Origin of the sequence: Arsenicicoccus sp. oral taxon 190 (assembly GCF_001189535.1) — a bacterium.
Lineage (GTDB): Bacteria > Actinomycetota > Actinomycetes > Actinomycetales > Dermatophilaceae > Arsenicicoccus.
Genome location: NZ_CP012070.1, coordinates 1,329,443 through 1,349,150, shown reverse-complemented (window position 1 = coordinate 1,349,150; position 19,708 = coordinate 1,329,443). Strand labels below are relative to the sequence as shown.

Genomic DNA, 19,708 nt, shown 5'->3' with positions numbered 1-19,708 from the left:
ACCTCAGGGACACCTTGTGGTCGCTAGCGGATCAGGGCCCACCGACCCCCGACGCGACGCAGCGCCCGCCCGTTGCGGCAGCGGGCGACCTGGGCGACGGCGTGCACCATGCGGGCGCGGACCACCCGGGCCTCGTGGTCCTCCTCGTCCCGGCTGCTCGGGTCGATCGTGAACCGCACCGTGATCCGCGGCACGCCACCCACCACGTCGAGCTGGTCGGCCTCGACCACGTGCGTCTCGGCGACCGTCGCGACGGCCGTGGCCATCACCTCGGGCGGCGCGTGGCCGGGCAGGACGTCGAGGACGTCCAGGGTGATCCGGTATGACGGCACGCCCGCCGCCTGCTCAGAAACCGTTGAGGGCGCGGATGACGCGCGTCGCCTCGGGGTCGGTGCGCAGCGGCACGCCGTCGAGCTCCAGGATCGGGGCGACCCCTCGGACCGACGACACGAGCCAGGCTGCGTCGGCCCCCGCGAGCTCGGTCGGGGTGACGAGACGCTGCTCCCCGCGCCAGCCGTGCTCGCCCGCCCCGCCCAGGATCTTGCGGGCGCTGATGGAGTCGAGGATCCCTGTCCCCCCGGTCGGCGTCGTCCCGACCACGCCGTCGCGCAGCCAGACGACGGCGGAGGTCGGCGCCTCGAGGACGTACCCGTCGCTGGACGTGAAGACCGGGTCGTCCGCCCCGCGGGCGGCGGCCTCGCGCTTGGCGGCGACGTGGACGGCATACGACAAGAGCTTGACCCCGCCGAGCAGCCACGGCGCGCCCTCGAAGGCGTCGCTCGCGTAGCCGCGCGGGAGGGTGACGACGCGGATGCCGTCACGCTGGGCGATCATCCGGGCAGCGACGCTGGTCAGGGTCAGGAAGGCGAGGGGCGTGCCGTCGCCGTGCTCGTCACCGCGGGTCAGGACGAGCTTGAGGGCGGCCTCGTCGGCGCCCTGCCAGACCTGGAGGGCGTCACCGATCAGCTCTATCCACGCGTCGTCGTCGGCGAGCGGGATGGCGAGGGCGTCGGCCGACCGCCGCAGCCGCGCCAGGTGCTCGTCGAGGTCGTGGACCAGCCAGCCCTCGCCGTCCCAGGCCACCAGCGTCGCGTCGAAGCAGCCGTCGCCCCGGGTGATCCCCAGGTCGTCGCCGGTGGCGATCGGCGTGCCGGCGTCGACGACTCCGCGGCCCATGACCGCCACGACCTGCTGCATCTGCCCAACCTACCGCGGGCGGTCACCTCCGACCGGGTCAGCACGCCAGGTCGATGTCACGGAGCCCGGCTGATCTAGGAGCCCGCACCTGCGCGGCCCCGAGGCGGTCACCCCCGGGGTCGGGATCCCCGGACGTCCTGCATGAGACGAGGGGTGCGCCACTGCGTGACGGTGCCGGGCCACCTGGTCACCGGGTAGGAGAGGCGCACCACGAAGTAGTTGAGGTACTCCACGACGCCGAACGCCCAGGCACCGAGGGCCAGTGCGGCACCGCCCGGGCTCGCCGGCCAGTGCCGGACGACGAGGACGAGCCCTGCGGCGAGCAGCACCAGGTCCGCCCCGCGAAAGACCCGGTAGGTGGTCGCCAGCGCGGGTGGCATCGTCGCGTGCGGGGTCCAGCTGCGCGCGAGCAGCCAGTACGCCCCCGCCTGGACGAGGATGACGAGGAGCGGGGCGAGACCTCCCCACAGAGCAGGCCGCTCGAGGGAAGCCCACCCCGGCAGCACCACCTGGAGCGCGATCACCAGGAAGACAGCAGCAGCGACCAGCTCCCCCACCCCGAGGCTCAGGTACCGCCGGCGCAGGGTCGCCTCTCGCTGCGGGTCCATGTCACGGTCCATGACGTCGATGGTGGCACGCGCAGCTCTCGGCTCAGGCGAGACGGGCGCGGATCCCGTCGACGAGCAGGGCCAGGCCGTAGGCGAACCGCTCGTCCGGGTCGTCGGGCACGGCTCCGGCAGGGGCCACGCCGAAGGCCCGCATCTGCGCGTGCCCCTGCTCGTCCACGGCATGCCCCATCACGAAGTGGAGGACGCTCGCCGCAGCGGCCCGCGCATCGGGGGCCCGCAACCCGGCCTGGTGCAGGATCGCCACCAGCCCCCGGGTCGGTTCCACACCCTCGGCGCGCATCGCCAGGACGGAGGCGACCAGCTCGGCGCCGTCACGGTGCGCCGTCACGGCGCGGCGTAGGCCGTGCGCCCAGACCCGCACCTGCTCGTCCCACGGCGCCTGCGCGGACGGCGCCGGCATCGCGCCGAGCCACCCGGTCGCGACCGCCGCCAGCAGCGACTGCTTGTTGGCGAAGTGCCAGTAGAGCGCCGACGGCTGCACCTCGAGCGCCCCGGCCAGCTTGCGCATCGACAGGTCGGCGAAGCCGTAGGCATCGAGCGTCCGGACCGCCTCGTCGAGGACGGCCTGCCGCGTGAGCGCCATACGGGTCCTCCTCCTGACGATCGCTCGCGGGGGGCCGGGACGAGAGCCCGGCCACACCAGGGCCCCTCGCGTTGAGCGACCACCACCCCCTAGTTAACATGAACAGCGTTCATTGAACGGTGTTCATGACGCCGCTGACCGCTGATCGACCGCTCGACGAGGAGAACCCCATGGACCTGCAGGCGATGGCGACACGCGGCTGCGCCGGCGAGCCGTGCACCCGCGAGGATGCCCTGGCGATCCTCGCCCTCCCCGACTCCGCCGTCCTGGACCTCGTCGCGAGCGCGGGCCGGGTGCGCCGCACCTTCTTCGGCAACCGGGTCAAGCTCAACTACCTCGTCAACCTCAAGTCGGGGCTGTGCCCCGAGGACTGCTCCTACTGCAGCCAGGCGCTCGGCTCCACGGCCGACGTCCTGAAGTACTCCTGGCTGAGCACCGACAAGGCCGTCGAGGCCGCGACGGCGGGAGTCTCCGGCGGCGCCCAGCGCGTCTGCCTCGTCGCCAGCGGTCGCGGCCCCTCCGACCGGGACATCGACAAGGTCACCGGGATCGTCGAGGCCATCAAGGACGCCGACCCGGCCGTCGAGGTGTGCGCCTGCCTCGGGTTCCTCAAGGGCAACCAGGGCGACCGGCTCAAGGCGGCGGGGGTCGACGCCTACAACCACAACCTCAACACCGCCGAGAGCAAGTACGACCAGATCTGCTCCACGCACACCTACGCCGACCGCGTCGACACGGTCCGGCAGGCGCACCTCGCCGAGCTGTCCGCGTGCTCGGGCTTCATCGCCGGGATGGACGAGACCGACGAGGACCTCGTGGACCTGGCGTTCGCGCTGCGCGACGTGGGCGCGGACTCGATCCCGGTCAACTTCCTGCTCCCCTTCGAGGGCACCCCGATGGCGGGGCACGGGATGATCAGCCCGCAGCGCTGCCTCAAGATCCTGGCGATGATCCGCTTCGTCAACCCCACGGCGGAGATCCGGATGGCCGCGGGGCGCGAGGTCCACCTGCGCACCGCGCAGCCGCTCGGCCTGCACGTCGCCAACTCGATCTTCCTCGGCGACTACCTCACCAGCGAGGGCGCACCCGGGCGCGCGGACCTGGAGATGCTGCGGGACAACGGGTTCGTGCCCGAGGGCGCGCCGGCCGACTGGGCGAGCGGGCTCGGCCCCATCGACCTCAGCTCGTATGCCGAGCCCCCCGCCGTCCCGGGCTGCGGCGACAGCGCAGGTGGCGGTGCTGGGGGCGCCGCTGGTGACGGCGCTGGTGACGGCACCGGCGGCTTCTCGGCGGTGGCGGCCTTCGACGTGCCGCTGGTCACGCCGCGGCGTCGCGGCGCCGGCACCCCGCTGCCGGCCAACAGCTGAGGACCGGTCTCAGGCGGGGCGGCCCGCCTGGTCAGGGAACCTCGCGGCGTTGCGGGCCCGCGCCCTGGCGGCCAGCTCGTCCCGGCTGCGGACGGGCGCGGTGGTGACGAGGTCGTCCAGCAGCGTGGCGGTGGCGGCGGCCACCTGCTCGACCGCGCGGGCGTAGGCCTCCTCGTTGGCCTTGGACGGCTTGGCCGCCCCGGCGACCTTGCGGACGTACTGCAACGCAGCCGCCCGGACCTCCTCCGACGAGCTCGGAGGATCGATGTTGTGGAGCACTCGGATGTTGCGGCACATGCCTCCACGGTAGGCGCGGAACGGGCGCCGCGTCAGGCCTTCGCGAGGGCCTGCATCTCGGTGATCTCGCGCTGCTGCGCCGTGACGATGCGCTGCGCGAGGTCACGGACCGCAGGGTCCTGGGTCGTCGACAGGACCTGCTGCGCCATGGCGACCGCGCCCTGGTGGTGCTTGGTCATCAGCTCCAGCCACCGCTGGTCGAAGGCCTGCCCCTGCAGCGCGGCCAGCTCGCGCATCTCCCCCTCGGGCACCATGCCCTCCATCGGCATCCCGTGGTCCGCCGGCATCTCGGGAGCGCCCCAGGTCTTGAGCATCCCCTGCATCTGCTGGATCTCCGGGTCCTGGGCGTCCTGGATGCGGCGGGCCAACGCCTGCACCGGGGCGGAGGCGCCATGTCCCTTCAGCGCGAACTCGGCCAGGTCCAGGGCCTGCTCGTGGTGCGGGATCATCATCTGCGCAAACATCACGTCGCCCGCACGCCCCTGCGCCCCCGGCGCCGCGGAGGTCGCCGAGCCGCTGGGGGACGCGGAGGCCGAGCCGGTGTCGGACCCGGCCGACGAGCCGGCCGCCGAGCTGGGCGACGCGCTCGACGTCGCGCCGTGGTCGCCGTGCGAGGCGGAGGTGGTGCTGGTCGTGGTGCTGCCGGTCGTGGTGCTGCTGGTCGTGGCGCCGCCCCCGCAGGCGGTGACGGTCGCGGCGAGGGCTACGGCGACGACGAACGAGGCGGTCTGGCGGGACATGGCGGACTCCTGGGGGGTCGGCGCGGGGTGGTTCGCGGGGTGGATCTCCGTGTGCACCAGCCTAGATCGTCACACGGACAGCCCAGGGGGTGACGGTCCGCCGCGATGCCGTCCTGGTGCTGCGGCGCCGCGGTGCGCCATACGGCCCCTCCCTCCCCCGCCCCCTCCGCTCCCCTACCCCCGATCGTGGTCCGTTTGTGCTCTCAGGCGACCAAAAGGGTCCACGATCGCGGGGAGCGGGGAGGGGGGTGGGGAGGGCGATAGCTCAGGCTGCGGCGGCCCGGTCGAGCGCGGCCTGCACGTCCGCGACCAGGTCCTCGGTGGCCTCGATGCCGATCGACAGGCGCAGCAGGTTGTCCTTGATGCCGGCCACGACCCGCGCCTCGGGGGTCATCGACGCGTGCGTCATGGTCGGCGGGTGGACGACGAGCGACTCGACCCCGCCGAGGGACTCCGCCAGCGAGAAGCACTGCAGGCCGTCCAGGAAGGCCCGCACCGCCGGCTCACCGCCCGCGAGCTCCAGCGACACGATCGCCCCGAACCCGTCCTGCTGCGAGGCCGCGAGCTCGTGCCCCGGGTGGTCCGGCAGGCCCGGGTAGTAGGTGGCGGACGCGGCCGGGTGGGCGGCGATCAGCTCGGCCACGGCGCGGGCGTTGTCCTCGTGGGCCTTCATGCGGGTGTGCAGGGTCCGCAGCCCCCGCAGCGTCTGGTAGCTGTCGAACGGGCTCCCGGTCAGGCCGAGCACGTTGGCCCACCAGGCGAGCTGCTCGTGCAGCTCCTCGGTCCCGCCGATCACGGCTCCGCCGACGACGTCGGAGTGGCCGTTGACGTACTTCGTGGTGGAGTGCACGACGACGTCGCAGCCCAGCTCCAGCGGCCGGCACAGCAGCGGCGACAGGAAGGTGTTGTCGGCGACCACGACCGCCCCCACCTCGTGCGCCCGCCGGGCGACGGCGCGGACGTCGGTGATGCGCAGCAGCGGGTTGGACGGCGTCTCGATCCACACCACCGTCGGCGCCTGGTCGGCGCCCAGCGCGGCCTCGACCTGCGCCGCGTCGGTGTAGTCGACCGTCACCAGCTCGAAGGCGCCCTTGCGCGACAGGGTGTCGAAGAGCCGCCACGACCCGCCGTAGCAGTCGTGGGGGATGACGATCCGCTGCCCCGGCGACAGCAGCGCCGACACGACGACGGTGATCGCACCCATGCCGGTCGCGGTGATGACGCCGCCAGCGCCGCCCTCGAGGGTGGCCAGCGCGTCGCCGAGCTGGTCGCGCGTCGGGTTGCCGGACCGGGTGTAGTCGTAGCGGCGCGGCGTGCCGAAGCTCTCGAAGGTGTAGTTGCTCGACAGGTAGATCGGAGGGACCACGGCACCGTGCGCCGGGTCGGACTCCAGCCCGGCACGGATGGCCCGGGTCAGCCGGGAGAGCTCGGTCATGGTGTCGCCTTTCGCAGTCGTCTCGAGCGGACCAGACCTGCGGTGGACGATTCATCGAGCGTATGGCGAGCGCGCCGGCGTCTCGACCCATCTTCCGGTGGGCCGCGAGGCCCCCGCAGGACGTGGCACCATCCCCACGGGTTGCCCCGCGGGAGGTTGCCCCGGCGTCGTCGGGCCTGTCCCTCAGCCGGTCGTGATGGATGAGTGCACCCTAGGGCGGGCCGAGGGCTAGACCTCTAGTCGTCCACATGGCGGGCAGGCCCCGTCTCGGCGAGCGATCAGGGGCCTGCGTCCGACTTCGACGGCTCGCTCGTCAGGAGACGAGGGTCTCCACGGCGGTGCCCAGGCGCGGGAGCGCGGCCACGACGTGCTGCTTGGCCTTGGGCCGGACCCCGTTGTAGATCCGGGCGACCGCGGCGTGGCGGGGGTTGGCGGCGCGGGCGTCCGCGACGGCGAGGAGGGCGTCGGCGGCCTGGTCGTCGTGGGCAGCGAGGTGCGCGCCGAAGCTCGTGGTGCCCCGCCCGTCCCAGAGCGGCTGCAGCGAGTGCGCCATGTCGGGGAGCATGCCGTTGACCGCCCGCCGGACAATGCCGTCGTTGACCTTCTTGACGGCCGAGTAGGCGGTCTTGATCACAGTCCCACCGATCCCCTTCTTGCCGGCGACCTCGGCGTCGATGACCCCGACGAGGGTGTCGACGGCCAGGTCGCGGCGGGACGGATCGACGAGGGACTCGGTCAGGGTGGTGGACATGGCAGACCTTTCGACGGCAGAGGGGGTGAGCGCCACCAATCTAGGCACTGGCGCCGGGCGCTGCGACCCGCGCGGCCCACCGCAGCAGCGGCCCGCACGACGGCCACGCCGACAACGGCCCGGAGGGCAGCACCACCCCGTCGACGACGCGTCCCTCGGCGTCCGTGCGGGCGTGGAGCAGGGCGACCGGCCGGACCCCTCGCGGCAGCCGCAGCTCGACCAGCAGCCCACCCGGCGACTGCTCGGAGACCGTGGCGAGGGTGTCCAGCCGGGCGAGCCAGTCCGGCAGCGGGTCGAGGCGCACGCGCAGCTCGCGGCGCACCCGCGCCCGCAGCACGTCGTCCTCGACCAGGGCCGCGAGCACGGCGAGGCACTGCGTCGTCGCCGCGGTCTCCTGGTCGACCAGCACCTGCACCAGCCATCGCACGTCCAGCTCTCCCGGGCCGTGCGCCACCTCGTCGAGCAGCGCCGACAGCTCGAGCAGCAGGTCGAGCGGCCCCCCGGTCGCGACGACGTCCTCCAGCCGCCCCAGCACCGGCGGCGGCACCTGGCCCGGCAGCTCCCGCCCGACCGGGTGACCCCGGCGGGAGCGCTCCACGGCACGACGGTGGGCGCGTCGGCGGCGCTCGGCGTCGTCGGTGGGGACCATGGTGCGACGGTATCGACCGGCGCCGCCGCTCGCCTGTCGAGACGGCTGCCCACCGACCTGCGGGGCCGGAGCGAGCCTGCCGTCAGCGGTCGGGCCGGGAGCGCCAGTCGGGCAGCGCGTCCCGACGCAGCGGCGGCAACCGGCGCGACGGGGCCGTGGCGTGCCAGCGCTCCCGCTCGCGGCGGCGCACCCCGACCGCCAGCAGGGCCAGGATCTGCTCCACCCCGGCGAGGATGCTGCCCCGCAGCATCCAGCGGCCGGTCTGGGTGGCGGGGTCGACCATCATCAGCTCGGTCAGCACCGCCCGGGTCTCTCCGAGCGCCTCGAGCGCCTGCTCGAGCGTCTCCTCCATCTCGGCCACCTCGCCGCGCGCCTCGGCGGCCACCAGGTCCCCGAACGCCCGCACGCTCGTCGCCACGTCGGACATGACGACGCTGAAGACGATCCGCACCTCCTCGCCGTAGCCGTCGTCCGGCGTCGGGCTGGACGGCGCGCTCTCCGCCATGAGCAGCAGGAGGCTGCGCAGCGCCAGCTGGCACTGCTCGAGGCGGTCCAGACCGGTCCGCAGCGGCGGCTCGATGGTGCGGCTCGTCAACGCGCGGGGGTTGAGCTTGCGGGCGTCCTTGACCGACTGGACCAGCGAGGACGCCCGAGCCACGCGGCCGCTCACCGCCCGGACCGAGTCCAGCCACTCCTCGACGTCGCCCCTCACGAGCGGCGCCAGCGCGAGGCTCTCCGCGACCCGGTCCAGGCACTCTCCCAGCTCGAGCGCCACCCACCGCACCGACGAGATCGCGGCGCGCGTCGGGATCGTCGGCGGGAAGGCCAGGTTGATCCCGATCCCCACCGCCGCCCCGATGAGGGTCGTGACGAGGCGCGTCTCGACGGCGATCTCCTGGCCACCCGCGGACAGGATGAGCATCGCCGAGATCGGCGTCTCCAGCGCCTGGTCCCCCAGCCGGAAGACCTTGGCCAGCAGCAGCGAGGTGCCGATGGCGATGCCGAGCGACCACCAGTTGAGGCCGACCCAGCTGGACACCGTCACCGCGACGATCACACCGGTGAGCACCGCCCCCACCCGGACCAGGCCCATGCGCACCGATGACAGCGCCGACGCCTGGCACACCAGCAGCGCGGTGAGGGCCCCCGTGAGGTCGACCGGGCCGTCGGTCAGGACCAGCGTCAGGAGGTAGGCGAGCACCCCCGCGACCGTGAGGCGCCCGGTGTGCATGACCGTGGGGCGCAGCCGGCGCGGGACGTCGCGCCACCGGGTGGGCGCGCCGGGCCACGCCCACCGCGACCACCGGGCGGTCCACCGGGACAGCCGGGACGCGAGGCGTCCGTCAGGCGGGGCGGAGGACGGCATACGGCCAGGTTGTCACGCCCGGCCGGCTCGTGGGGGGAGACCCGGCTCCCCCGCGGTCACAGGGCGCTGATCTCGCTGACGATCGTGTCCAGGCGGTCCTGGGGGATCTTGCCGGAGGCCATCTTCATCGCCTTCTCGGCCTTCATGCCCTTGGCCATCCCGATCATCGGGTGGGAGGTCAGGCCCGGGGCGTACTTGTCGAGGATGGCCACCGCCTCCGGATCCTTGAGCAGCTGGCCGATCGTGGTGGTCGAGATGTCGTACCTGCCCATGAGAGCTCTCCCTACTGGTAAGTAACCGTGTGGGTCACAGTGTGCCCGAGGTGCCCGCGCTGTCCAGCGCCGTCCGCACCATCGTGAGCCATGACGCACCCGCCGCGCAGCCCGAACGCCGCAGCTGCACCCACGGATGTGCGGGCCGCGTCGGGGGAGGTGGCCGGCACGGCACAATGGGATCCCGCCCGCCCCACCTCGGAGGAACCATGGTCAACGACCTGCTCACCAGCTATGTCGAGTCGCGCACCGTCGACGCGACGCTGTCCCTGCACCAGGGCGAGGCCACCCTGACGATGGTGCACGACCTGCCCGTCGACCGCGCCCGCGCCTGGGATCTGATCTGCGACCCCGAGCTCAGCGCCGGCTGGTCCCCGATCGTGGCCGACCGCCGCCTGGACCAGGTCGGTCCGGCCACCTCCCGCGAGACGCCCGACGCCGAGCCCGTCGACGCCGAGGTGCTCCTCGCCGAGCCCCCGCGCGAGCTGATGCACCGGTGGGGCCAGGACGTCCTGTCGTGGAGCCTCACCGGCACCGCCGACGGCACCCGGGTCACGCTGCGGCAGGTGCTCTCCGACGCCACCGAGGCCAGCTCGCTGGCGGCGGGCTGGCACCTGTGCCTGGCCGGGCTCGAGGCCCGCGCCGCCGGCCACGACGTGCACCGGCCGGTGGGCAGCGAGGCGGGTCGCTACGGCTGGGAGCAGCTGCGCGACGGCTACGACGTCCTCTTCGCCCAGCAGCAGCACTGACGCCAGGCGGCGTATGGCGGGCCGCCGCTGCCTCGGCCCTGGCTCAGAGCTGGACCTCGCGCTCGATCACCGCGAGCCGGGACCGCGCGGCGTCCAGGTCGGCCTCGGTCTTGTCGAGCACGAGGTAGAGGAAGAGCCCCCGCCCCTCGCGGCTCGAGATGGGCCGGATCATGTGGTACTGCCGGCCCAGGGTGATCAGGATGTCCTCGATCTCGTCGTCCAGGCCCAGGTCCGTCATGGTGCGGAGCTTGGCCTGGACGACGGCGGAGTTGCCCGCCGCCGCCACGTCGAGGTTGACCGTGGCCGGCTCCCCCGCCGTCTCCAGGGCCATGCCGCTGTGCACGTCCACCAGCGCGGCTCCCAGGGCACCCTCGATCTCGAGGCACTCCCGCACGGCCCGGGCGAGGTCGGTCATGCTCACAGCCTAGCCAGATCCACCCAAACCGCCCGCCCGTGGCGCGACCCGCCCAGGGTCTTGTCGCCGGTTGCTCCCCCAACCGGGAACCTTCGGCCCTACGCTGTTCGCTCGTGACTGCGACCCGGGCTCGATCAGCCTTCCGGCGATGGTTCCTCGACGCCGAGAAGGCTGACCCGGGGGGCTTCTACGAGCGCGAGAACGACGCCATCCGCCAGGACGACGTCCACCCCTGGTGGAAGGTCATGTGCCTCACCGGCGTGGACTACTTCTCGACGCTCGGCTACCAGCCGGGCATCGCGGCGCTCGCCGCGGGCGCCATCGCCCCGGTCGCCACCCTGGTGCTGGTCCTCATCACGCTCTTCGGCGCCCTGCCGATGTATCGCAAGGTGGCCGAGGAGAGTCCGCACGGCGACGGCTCCCTGTCCATGCTGCAGAAGCTGCTGGCCTACTGGCCGAGCAAGCTGCTCGTGCTCACCCTGCTCGGCTTCGTGGCGACCGGCTTCATCATCACGATCACGCTGTCCGCCGCCGACGCCAGCGCCCACCTCATCGAGAACCCCTTCCTGCACCAGACGCTGAAGGGGCACGAGGTCGCCGTCACGCTGCTGCTGCTGCTCTTCCTCGGCGCGGTGTTCCTCAAGGGGTTCTCGGAGGCCATCGGCGTCGCGGTCGGTCTGGTCGGCGTCTACCTCGCGCTGAGCGCCGTGGTCATCGTCGACGGCCTCCGCGCGATCATCGCCAACCCGCAGCTCGTCAGCGACTGGGGCGCCGCCATGACGTCCACCCACGCGGCGCCGTTCGGCATCCTCGGGGCTGCGCTGCTGGTCTTCCCGGCGCTGGCGCTCGGCCTGTCCGGCTTCGAGACCGGCGTGGTGGTGATGCCGCTGATCCAGGGCGAGCCGGGTGACACCCGCGCCAAGCCGCGCGGCCGCATCCGCAACGCCAAGAAGCTCCTGACCGTCGCCGCGAGCATCATGAGCGTGGCGCTGCTCGGCTCCTCCTTCGTCACCACCGTGCTCATCCCCGCGACCGAGTTCAAACCCGGCGGCGCCGCCAACGGGCGCGCCCTCGCCTACCTGGCCCACCAGCGCCTCGGGGACGGTTTCGGCACGGCCTACGACGCCATCACCGTCGGCATCCTGTGGTTCGCCGGCGCCTCGGCCATGGCCGGGCTGCTCAACATCGTGCCCCGCTACCTGCCGCGCTACGGCATGGCGCCGGACTGGGCCCGGTCCACGCGGCCCCTGGTCTGCGTCTTCACGGCCGTCGCGGCCCTGGTGACGGTGCTCTTCGAGGCCGACGTGGACGGCCAGGCCGGCGCCTACGCCACCGGTGTCCTCGCGCTGATGACCTCCGCCGCGGTGGCGGTCTTCCTGACCGAGCTGCGCCGCCGGCACACGGGGCTCGCGGCGTTCTTCGCGGTGATCAGCGCGATCTTCGTCTACACCTTCGCGGTCACCATCACCAAGCACCTGGGCGGACTCATCATCGCGCTGGTCTTCGTCGCCATGGTGATGATCGTCAGCCTGGTCTCGCGGATCTGGCGCAGCACGGAGCTGCGGGTGGCGGGCGTGGAGATCGACGACGCGGCCGACGTCGTGCTGGCCCGCGCCGCCATCGGCCGCCAGCCGATCCGCTTCATCGCCAACAAGATGCAGGCCGGCGACGTCGAGGAGTATGACGAGAAGGAGCGCATCGTCCGGGACCGCAACCACATCGCCCCCGACGAGCAGGTGGTCTTCCTCGAGGTGCGGATCAGCGACGCCAGCGACTTCGCGTCGCCCGTGCAGGTTACCGCGGGCCGGGCCGGCGACCACCAGATCCTGCGCTGCTCCGGCACGTCGGTCTCCAACGTGCTGGCCGCCTTCCTGCTCTACGTGCGCGACCTGATGCCCGAGCCGCCCCACGCCTACTTCGAGTGGAGCGAGCGGGACCCCATGGACAACGTCATGAGGTTCCTGTCGGGCGGCGAGGGAGACATCCCGCCGCTGACCCACGAGATCCTGCGGCTCGCCGAGCCCGACCCGGACCGGCGTCCCCGCATCCACGTCGGAGGCTGAGCCACCCGATCGTGGGGTCGGCCCTGCTCAGGCCGGGTCGAGCCACCACCCGTCGACCAGGCCCGGAGGCCGCCCCGGCTCGAGGTACCACTCCTGCCCGAAGCCGGCCGCGAAGACCTCGACCGGCATCGCCAGGAACATCTCGATGTCGGTCGCCTGGGAGCGGTGGCACGCGAGCGCGGCGCGCTTGGTCTCGACCAGGTCCGAGACGTCCACCCGCCAGTGGATCTCGGCCTCGGGCGTCCCGAAGGGGTTGCCGTCGTCCATCGGCTGGTCGGGGTCCCAGTCCATCGGCATGCCCGCCTCCCGCGCGGCGGCGAACTGCCGACGCATGTGGTCACGGTTCATCGTGGACTCGAGCAGCCGGGGCCGGCGCGCGGCGAGCTCCGCCGCACGGTGCGCCACGTGGTGGACCTTGACGTGGTCGGGGTGGCCGTAGCCACCGTGCCAGTCGTAGCCGACGAGCACGGCGGCGTCCTCCTCGTCGAGGATCGCCGCGAGCCGCCCGGCCGCCTCGTCGAGGTCGGCGAGCGCGAACGCGTCGGCCGCGGAGTTCTGCTCCCACCCGCTCATGCCGGAGTCGGCATAGCCGAGCCACGCGACCCGCGCGGTCCCCGTGACCTGCGCGGACGCCTCCGCCTCACGCCGCCGGTAGGTCACGACCGTGTCCCCCGGCGCAAGGTCCGCCGGCACCTCCCCGTGGTCGCCGTTGGTGCCGTAGACGACCACCACCCGGTGCCCCTCGCGCGAGGCCCGCGCCATCGATCCGGACGTCTGGGATGCCTCGTCGTCGGGGTGGGCATGCAGGTACACGACGGTTGCCATGGGATCCAGTGTGACGGACGGCACGGCAGCCGGTGACGACGTAGCGACCGAGGAGCGAGGCATGAGCACACCGACCACACCGACGACACCCACCGCACCGACCTGCACGCTCAACGACGGGACCGAGCTGCCCCTGATCGGCTTCGGCACCTACCCGCTGCGGGGGGTGGAGGGGGTCGAGGCCGTCACCAGCGCCCTCCAGGTGGGCTACCGGATCGTGGACTCGGCGGTCAACTACGACAACGAGACCGAGGTCGGCGAGGCGGTCCGGCGGGCGGGGGTGCCCCGGGACGAGATCGTGGTCACGACCAAGGTGCCGGGGAGGTTCCACGAGCACGACCTGTGCGTGCGGTCCGTCGAGGACTCCCTGCACCGCCTCGGCCTGGACCACCTCGACCTGGTCCTGATCCATTGGCCCAACCCCTCGGTCGACAGGTTTGTCGACGCCTGGCAGGCGCTCGTCGAGGTGCAGGAGCGCGGGCTGACGCGCTCGATCGGGGTCTCCAACTTCACCGAGGCCCACCTGCAACGGGTCATCGAGCTGACGGGCATCACGCCCGCCGTCAACCAGATCGAGCTGCACCCGGCCTTCCCCCAGACCGAGATGCTGGCGGTGCACGAGCGGCTGGGCATCCGCACCGAGTCCTGGAGCCCGCTCGGCCGGGCCGACGCCGACGGCCCCATCGGGTCGCCCGCGGTCACCGGCGCCGCCGAGGCCCACGGCGTCACCCCGGCGCAGGTGATCCTGCGCTGGCACGTGCAGCTCGGGGCGGTGCCGCTGCCCAAGTCGGCGGCCCCGGAGCGGCAGCGCAGCAACCTCGACATCTTCGGCTTCGAGCTGAGCGAGCAGGAGATGGCGGCGATCACGGCTCTCGGCCGCCCCGACGGCCGCCTCTTCGGCGCCGACCCGGACAGCCACGAGGAGATGTGACCTGACCTCGGCCCGTCCCGCGCCAGAGTGGTCGCGCCCACGACGCCTGGATGCCGCTGGCGCGGGATGTGTGACCACTCTGCGGCCACGCCGGGCGCCGGGACGCGACGCCGCGAGGCGCCGACCCGTCACCGGGGAGGCGCCTCGCGGCATACGTGCTGGGACGGCGGTCAGGCCTGCTTGATCGCGGAGACCTCGAGCTCGAGCTGGATCTTGTCCGAGACCAGCACTCCGCCGGTCTCCAGGGCGGCGTTGAAGGTGATGCCGAAGTCCTGGCGGTTGATCGTGGTCGCGCCCTCGAAGCCGATGCGCTCGTTGCCGAAGGGGTCCTTGGCGGCGCCCTGGTACTCGAAGTCGATGGTGACCGGCTTGGTGACGCCCTTGATGGTCAGGTCGCCGGTGACGCGCAGCGAGTCCTCGTCCGCGGCCTCGACGGAGGTGGAGCGGAAGGTCAGGGTCGGGTGCTCCTCGACGGCGAAGAAGTCGCCGGTCTTGAGGTGGCCGTCGCGGTCGGCGTTGCGGGTGTCGATGCTGGCCATCTGGGCCGTGAGCTCGATCTGCGCGTCGTCGAGGCCGGGGCGCGTGGAGGCCTGGCCCTGCCACTCGGTGAAGGAGCCGCGAACCTTGGTGACCATGGCGTGGCGGGCGACGAAGCCGAGCTGGCTGTGGACGGGGTCGATGACGTAGGTGCCGTCGAGCTGGGTGAGCGTGGTCATGGCGACTCTCCTGGATCGTGTTGGTTGAATGTTCAACTACAACGATACTCCGATCATTCCCGTTGTCAACCAGCACCTCGCCCGCCGGGGCGCGGCGGAGCGCTCAGCCGTGCTTGACGACGCGGTGCGCCAGCAGCGGCACCAGCCCCCACAGGAGCGCGAGGACGACCATTGCGAGGCCACCGCCGACCATGCCGCCCACCGACCCCGTCACCACCCACGCGATGAGCACCCCCGTGCCCACCAGCGTCAGCCCCAGCGCCACGAAACCCGCCGCCGTCAGCCGCGACCCCAGCTGGACCACCGTGTCCTTCACCCCGTGCCGGAAGAGCGCCCGGTGCACCACGACCGGGGTCAGCAGCAGCACCACCGCGAGCAGCGCGAGCGACACCACCACCAGGTAGAGGTGCCGCTGGGCGTCCTCGAGCGTCGCGAACCGCTGCTGGAAGGGCAGCGTGATCAAGAAGCCCGCCAGCACCTGGATGCCCGTCTGGATCACCCGCAGCTCCTGCAGCAGCTCGTTCCAGTTGCGATCCATCCGCTCGGCGGCCGTCTCGTCGCGCTTCCTGTCCATGCCTTCCCCTCTCCCGTCGACCCACCTGTCGGTCGACCCGACCAGCACATACCGTGAACCCATGGTCGCCACACCCTGGATCACCACGACGGACCGCACCGGGCTCGCGGTGCACACCTGGGCGGGCGACGCCCCGCCGGGCTCGTCTCGCCTGCTGCTCCTGCACGGCCTCACCGACAGCGGCCCCTCCTGGGAGGACGCCGCGCGCCGGTGGGGGTCGCGCCACGTCGTGATCGCGCCCGACCAGCTGGGGCACGGCCGGTCCCGTCGCTTCACCGCGGCCGAGCTCGCCTCCCCCGATCCCATGGAGTGCGCGTATGACGCGCTGCGCGGCCTGCTGTCCCACCTCGTCGACGTCGACGGCACCCCGCTGCTGCTCGCTGGCCACTCCATGGGCGGTGGCATGGCGGCCGCTCTCGCGGCGCGGATGCCGGACGCGGTGCGGGGGGTGGTGCTGGAGGACCCGGTGTGGTTCGACGGAGGCCCCGACCAGGACACCCCGCGAGCCCGCAAGGCCGCCCAGGGGCGGATCGTCGAGACCCGCCGGGCCCGCGAGGACCTCGCCGGGCTCGTCGCCGAGGGGCGCACCCGCAACCCGACGTGGCCGGAGTGCGAGCTCGTGCCGTGGGCGCAGGCCAAGGCCGACTGCGACGTCGACTACCTCGCGACCACGCGGGCCGTCCTCACCGAGCCGTGGCAGCGCATCGCCGCGTCGCTCCAGGTGCCCACCCTCGTCGTGACCGGCACCCGCGACGTCATCATCGACGCCGCCGTGCAGGCCGAGATCGCGAGCCTCGGCAACCGCCACCTGCAGGTCGCCGTCGTCGACGACGCCGACCACTGCGTGCGGCGGACGCGGGGCGAGGCCTTCCACGCCCTGGTCGATCCCTGGCTCGCCGCCCACTGACCACGGCGGTCGGGGCGCCCCGACGTGGCGATCGTCACAGCCGCCGGGCGCGGCATACGGCCGCTGCGCGCAGCGCACCTGCGCACCACTGCAGCCATCCGCCAACGCTCGTAGAGTGATCGTGGATAGCGCAGTCACCGCGAAGAAGGGGTCCCGCATGAGCCACACCGCCCGCCTGGAGCTCGACGGCAAGTCCTACGACCTGCCCGTCGTGGAGGGCACCGAGCACGAGCTCGGCATCGACATCAGCAAGCTCCGCTCTGACACGGGCTTCATCACGCTGGACGACGGCTACGGCAACACCGGTTCGTGCAGGTCCGCCATCACCTACATCGACGGGGAGCAGGGGATCCTGCGCTACCGCGGCATCCCGATCGAGGAGCTCGCGGAGAAGTCCAGCTTCATCGAGGCCGCGTGGCTGGTGATCTTCGGCAAGCTGCCGACGACCGCCGACCGCGACCGGTTCGCCGGGATGCTCACCGAGCACTCGATGCTCGACGAGAACATGAAGAAGCACTTCGACGGCTACCCCACCAACGCCCACCCTATGGCGATCCTGTCCGCCATGATCAACACCCTGTCGGCGCACGACCCGGAGGTTTGGGAGGCCGACGACGACGAGTCCATCGAGAAGGCCGCCGCCGTCCTCATGTCCAAGGTCCGCACCATCGCGGCCGCCGCCTACAAGTCCAGCGTCGGCGAGCCCATCGTCTACCCCCGCTACGACCTGCGGTACGCCGAGAACTTCCTCCACATGATGTTCTCCAAGCCCTACAAGGACTACGAGCCGACGCCGGCGGTGTCGCGGGCGCTCAACCTCTTCCTGCTGCTGCACGCCGACCACGAGCAGAACTGCTCCACCTCGACGGTCCGCATGGTCGCGTCGTCCGAGGCCAACATGTTCGCCTCCTGCTCGGCCGGCGTCTGCGCGCTGTGGGGCCCGCTGCACGGCGGCGCCAACGTCGCGGTCATCGACATGCTGCAGCAGATCAAGGACCAGCAGATCCCGGTCTCGGAGTACGTCAAGAAGGTCAAGAACAAGGAAGACGGCGTGAAGCTCATGGGCTTCGGGCACCGCGTCTACCGCAACTTCGACCCGCGCTCCAAGATCCTGCGCGCCGCCGCCGAAGACATGCTCAAGGAGCTGCAGATCGAGGACCCGCTGCTCGACATCGCGGGCGAGCTGGCCGAGGCGGCACTGTCCGACGACTACTTCGTGGAGCGCAAGCTCTACCCCAACGTCGACTTCTACAGCGGCATCATCCTGCGTGCGATGGGCCTGCCGACCAACATGTTCACGGTGATGTTCGCGATCGGTCGCATGCCCGGCTGGATCGCCAACTGGAAGGAGATCCACGACGACCCCAAGGGTCGGATCTACCGGCCGCGGCAGATCTACGTCGGCCCGACCGACCAGCACTGGGTGCCGCGCGACCAGCGCAGCTGACGCCCCTTCCTCCTTCCCCCGCTTCTCCCGCGATCGTGGTCCCTTTTGGTCGCCTGAGCGCCAAAAGGGACCACGATCGCGGGGGCGTCAGGTCGGCGGGGGCGGCACCGTCGTGTCGGGGCTGGTCCACGGGGTGTCGGCGGGGCGGGTGGCACGCGCCGTCAGGTTGCGCACGACCATGATCGCGAGCACCGCGGCGAGGCCGGTGAGCAGGGCGGCCCCCAGGTCGAGCGCGAGGGAGGACCGCAGCAGCGAGACGGCGTCCTCGGCGTGACCGCCCTCGGCGAGGCCGTCGGCGCGGTTGCTCAGGACGTTGGAGACCCAGCCCAGGACGGAGCCACCGATCCACGCGAGCCACCACGGCAGCAGCGGCGGCCGCTGCTCCCGCGAGGAGAACGCCCCCAGCCCGCGGTGCAGGTCGGCGACGTTCTGGTAGGGCAACCACAGGCTCACGACGGGGATGAACCACGAGCCCACGTGCCAGCCGGGAGAGCGCCGCAGCTCGCGCCGGTCGACACGGGAGCTGCTCGCCAGGCGGTGCTGCCACACCAGCCACACGATGCCGGCCGCGAGGAGGAGGAGCATCGACAGCAGCAGCAGCGGCGTGGCCAGGCGGTCGGCGGTGGCGAGGTCGTCCTCGAGCCCGGCCCGCCCCGACCCCACCTCGCCGAGCAGGGCGAAGCTGCGCATCCCCGCGGCAGCGGTCGCGAGCTCGGCCAGCGCGCTCACGGCGATCAGTGCGGACAGGGCCTTGGCCAGCGTGGCGAAGCCCTGGGGCAGCGGCGGCCCCTGCGGGGGCGCGGCGAACCATCCCTGAGGACTGGATCGCAGCGGCTGGTCGGGGGACGATGGCGACGTCGACATGCACACAGTGTGATCGGTGGACGCCCCTGCGGTGCCCATTTGACGAGACCCGCGAGGACGGCGTGGCGTGGACCCTCACCCTGACCTCGAGCCCGGCACCCATACCAGGCCGTAGGCCGCGACCCCGGCCCCCGCGGACCATGCCGAGGCACGTCCACGCCACGCCGACCGGGCGGAGGCGGAGCGCATCGCCGAGGCCGTCCGGGCCCTGGCGCACCCCGACCGGGCTGCCGGCAAGGCGGTGTTCTTCCAGGCGGTGCCGGGCGGCTACGCGGAGGGCGACCGGTTCCTCGGGGTGAGCGTCCCGGAGGCGCGCCAGGTGGTGCGCCGGCACCGCGACGCGACGCTCGGCACGGTCGAGGCGCTGCTCGACGACCCGTGGCACGAGGTTCGCCTGGTGGCGGCCCTGCTGCTGGTCGAGCGCTACCGGCGGGCCCGCAGCGACGACGAACGCCGGACGGCCGTCGACCTGCTCGTCCGTAGCGGCCCGCGGCTGGACAACTGGGACCTCGTCGACTCCGTGGCGCCATACGTGCTGGGGGCGTGGCTGGTGGACCACCCGCAGGACCGTCCGGTGCTGCAGCGGCTCGCCGCGTCGGCGGTGGTGTGGGAGAGGCGGCTGGCGGTCGTCGGCAGCTTTGGCCTGATCCGCGCCGGGGTCGTGACGGACACGCTGCAGCTGTGCGCCCTGCTGGCCGACGACCCGCACGAGCTGGTCCACAAGGCCTGTGGCTGGATGATGCGGGAGGTCGGCGGACGCGACCGGGCGCGGCTCGACGCCTTCCTCGAGGAGCACGCCCACCGGCTGCCGCGCGTCACCCTGCGCACGGCCGTCGAGAAGCACGATCCCGAGCAGCGCCGCCGCTGGCTCGCAGTCCCCTCCTCGCACAGTCCCCGCCCCCGTCCCCGGTAGACGAGCGGGCCGCGTCGC

23 protein-coding genes and 1 riboswitch are annotated in these 19,708 nt (G+C 72.5%); of the genes, 7 read left to right on the top strand and 16 right to left on the bottom strand.

Annotated features, from left to right (window positions below; translation table 11 throughout):
- Positions 1–23: 23 nt before the first annotated feature.
- From ADJ73_RS06380 to ADJ73_RS06365, 4 genes are all read right to left on the bottom strand, one after another.
- Positions 24–332 carry a hypothetical protein gene (locus tag ADJ73_RS06380; RefSeq protein ID WP_050347573.1) on the bottom strand — a complete coding sequence of 103 codons (309 nt, stop codon included), beginning with the start codon at positions 330–332 and terminating at the stop codon, positions 24–26.
- Between the two features lie 13 nt (positions 333–345).
- Positions 346–1,197, bottom strand: coding sequence for an aminodeoxychorismate lyase (locus tag ADJ73_RS06375; RefSeq protein WP_082176786.1), 852 nt, complete (start codon positions 1,195–1,197; stop codon positions 346–348).
- Positions 1,198–1,304: 107 nt separating this feature from the next.
- A complete protein-coding gene (locus tag ADJ73_RS06370) occupies positions 1,305–1,817 on the bottom strand; it encodes a hypothetical protein (RefSeq protein ID WP_253272682.1) in 513 nt (170 codons plus the stop codon).
- 31 nt (positions 1,818–1,848) lie between these two features.
- Positions 1,849–2,409, bottom strand: a complete 561-nt coding sequence (locus ADJ73_RS06365) for a TetR/AcrR family transcriptional regulator C-terminal domain-containing protein (RefSeq protein ID WP_050347571.1) — start codon at positions 2,407–2,409, stop codon at positions 1,849–1,851.
- A 125-nt stretch (positions 2,410–2,534) separates the two neighbouring features.
- On the opposite strand from ADJ73_RS06365, the gene bioB reads away from it, so the two are divergent.
- On the top strand, positions 2,535–3,776 hold the full coding sequence (bioB, locus tag ADJ73_RS06360) for a biotin synthase BioB (protein ID WP_216593681.1): 1,242 nt from the start codon (positions 2,535–2,537) through the stop codon (positions 3,774–3,776).
- A gap of 9 nt (positions 3,777–3,785) precedes the next feature.
- Here the strand turns inward: bioB and ADJ73_RS06355 are convergent, their stop codons facing one another.
- From ADJ73_RS06355 to ADJ73_RS06325, 7 genes are all read right to left on the bottom strand, one after another.
- Positions 3,786–4,073, bottom strand: a complete 288-nt coding sequence (locus ADJ73_RS06355; protein WP_050347569.1) for a DUF2277 domain-containing protein — start codon at positions 4,071–4,073, stop codon at positions 3,786–3,788.
- Positions 4,074–4,105: 32 nt separating this feature from the next.
- The gene (locus tag ADJ73_RS06350) at positions 4,106–4,813 is read right to left on the bottom strand and encodes a DUF305 domain-containing protein (protein WP_050349284.1); all 708 of its coding nucleotides are present in this window, start codon (positions 4,811–4,813) and stop codon (positions 4,106–4,108) included.
- 265 nt (positions 4,814–5,078) lie between these two features.
- Positions 5,079–6,248 (bottom strand): cystathionine gamma-synthase, encoded by a 1,170-nt coding sequence (gene metB, locus ADJ73_RS06345; protein WP_050347568.1) that lies wholly within the window; start codon positions 6,246–6,248, stop codon positions 5,079–5,081.
- Positions 6,249–6,332: 84 nt separating this feature from the next.
- A riboswitch (SAM riboswitch) is annotated at positions 6,333–6,451 on the bottom strand.
- A gap of 110 nt (positions 6,452–6,561) precedes the next feature.
- Entirely contained in the window at positions 6,562–6,999 is a 438-nt protein-coding gene (locus tag ADJ73_RS06340) for a DUF6918 family protein (protein WP_050347567.1), read from the bottom strand.
- Positions 7,000–7,039: 40 nt separating this feature from the next.
- Positions 7,040–7,648 (bottom strand): hypothetical protein, encoded by a 609-nt coding sequence (locus tag ADJ73_RS06335; protein WP_050347566.1) that lies wholly within the window; start codon positions 7,646–7,648, stop codon positions 7,040–7,042.
- A gap of 82 nt (positions 7,649–7,730) precedes the next feature.
- Positions 7,731–9,014 carry an FUSC family protein gene (locus ADJ73_RS06330; RefSeq protein ID WP_050347565.1) on the bottom strand — a complete coding sequence of 428 codons (1,284 nt, stop codon included), beginning with the start codon at positions 9,012–9,014 and terminating at the stop codon, positions 7,731–7,733.
- Positions 9,015–9,070: 56 nt separating this feature from the next.
- Positions 9,071–9,286 carry a hypothetical protein gene (locus ADJ73_RS06325; RefSeq protein ID WP_050347564.1) on the bottom strand — a complete coding sequence of 72 codons (216 nt, stop codon included), beginning with the start codon at positions 9,284–9,286 and terminating at the stop codon, positions 9,071–9,073.
- A gap of 209 nt (positions 9,287–9,495) precedes the next feature.
- Here ADJ73_RS06325 and ADJ73_RS06320 point away from each other — a divergent pair, with 209 nt between their 5' ends.
- On the top strand, positions 9,496–10,035 hold the full coding sequence (locus ADJ73_RS06320; protein WP_050347563.1) for an SRPBCC domain-containing protein: 540 nt from the start codon (positions 9,496–9,498) through the stop codon (positions 10,033–10,035).
- A 43-nt stretch (positions 10,036–10,078) separates the two neighbouring features.
- Here the strand turns inward: ADJ73_RS06320 and ADJ73_RS06315 are convergent, their stop codons facing one another.
- Positions 10,079–10,450, bottom strand: a complete 372-nt coding sequence (locus ADJ73_RS06315; RefSeq protein WP_050347562.1) for a hypothetical protein — start codon at positions 10,448–10,450, stop codon at positions 10,079–10,081.
- 113 nt (positions 10,451–10,563) lie between these two features.
- On the opposite strand from ADJ73_RS06315, the gene ADJ73_RS06310 reads away from it, so the two are divergent.
- Positions 10,564–12,513, top strand: coding sequence for a hypothetical protein (locus tag ADJ73_RS06310; protein WP_050347561.1), 1,950 nt, complete (start codon positions 10,564–10,566; stop codon positions 12,511–12,513).
- A 27-nt stretch (positions 12,514–12,540) separates the two neighbouring features.
- On the opposite strand, the gene ADJ73_RS06305 is transcribed toward ADJ73_RS06310, so the two are convergent.
- Complete coding sequence (locus tag ADJ73_RS06305) at positions 12,541–13,338, bottom strand: PIG-L deacetylase family protein (protein WP_050347560.1); 798 nt, start codon at positions 13,336–13,338, stop codon at positions 12,541–12,543.
- 61 nt (positions 13,339–13,399) lie between these two features.
- Between ADJ73_RS06305 and ADJ73_RS06300 the strand changes: the two genes are divergently transcribed.
- Positions 13,400–14,269, top strand: coding sequence for an aldo/keto reductase (locus tag ADJ73_RS06300; protein WP_050347559.1), 870 nt, complete (start codon positions 13,400–13,402; stop codon positions 14,267–14,269).
- 170 nt (positions 14,270–14,439) lie between these two features.
- Here the strand turns inward: ADJ73_RS06300 and ADJ73_RS06295 are convergent, their stop codons facing one another.
- Both ADJ73_RS06295 and ADJ73_RS06290 read right to left on the bottom strand, forming a co-directional pair.
- Positions 14,440–14,985: a YceI family protein gene (locus ADJ73_RS06295; RefSeq protein ID WP_050347558.1), complete on the bottom strand. Its 546-nt coding sequence runs from the start codon at positions 14,983–14,985 to the stop codon at positions 14,440–14,442.
- A gap of 103 nt (positions 14,986–15,088) precedes the next feature.
- Entirely contained in the window at positions 15,089–15,559 is a 471-nt protein-coding gene (locus ADJ73_RS06290) for a DUF6328 family protein (protein WP_050347557.1), read from the bottom strand.
- Positions 15,560–15,620: 61 nt separating this feature from the next.
- Between ADJ73_RS06290 and ADJ73_RS06285 the strand changes: the two genes are divergently transcribed.
- Positions 15,621–16,466, top strand: coding sequence for an alpha/beta fold hydrolase (locus tag ADJ73_RS06285; RefSeq protein WP_050347556.1), 846 nt, complete (start codon positions 15,621–15,623; stop codon positions 16,464–16,466).
- 157 nt (positions 16,467–16,623) lie between these two features.
- On the top strand, positions 16,624–17,913 hold the full coding sequence (locus tag ADJ73_RS06280) for a citrate synthase (protein ID WP_050347555.1): 1,290 nt from the start codon (positions 16,624–16,626) through the stop codon (positions 17,911–17,913).
- An 87-nt stretch (positions 17,914–18,000) separates the two neighbouring features.
- Here ADJ73_RS06280 and ADJ73_RS06275 read toward each other — a convergent pair whose 3' ends face one another.
- Positions 18,001–18,777, bottom strand: a complete 777-nt coding sequence (locus ADJ73_RS06275) for a DUF4328 domain-containing protein (protein WP_050347554.1) — start codon at positions 18,775–18,777, stop codon at positions 18,001–18,003.
- Between the two features lie 241 nt (positions 18,778–19,018).
- Between ADJ73_RS06275 and ADJ73_RS06270 the strand changes: the two genes are divergently transcribed.
- A complete protein-coding gene (locus tag ADJ73_RS06270; RefSeq protein WP_253272681.1) occupies positions 19,019–19,690 on the top strand; it encodes a DNA alkylation repair protein in 672 nt (223 codons plus the stop codon).
- Positions 19,691–19,708 lie beyond the last annotated feature (18 nt).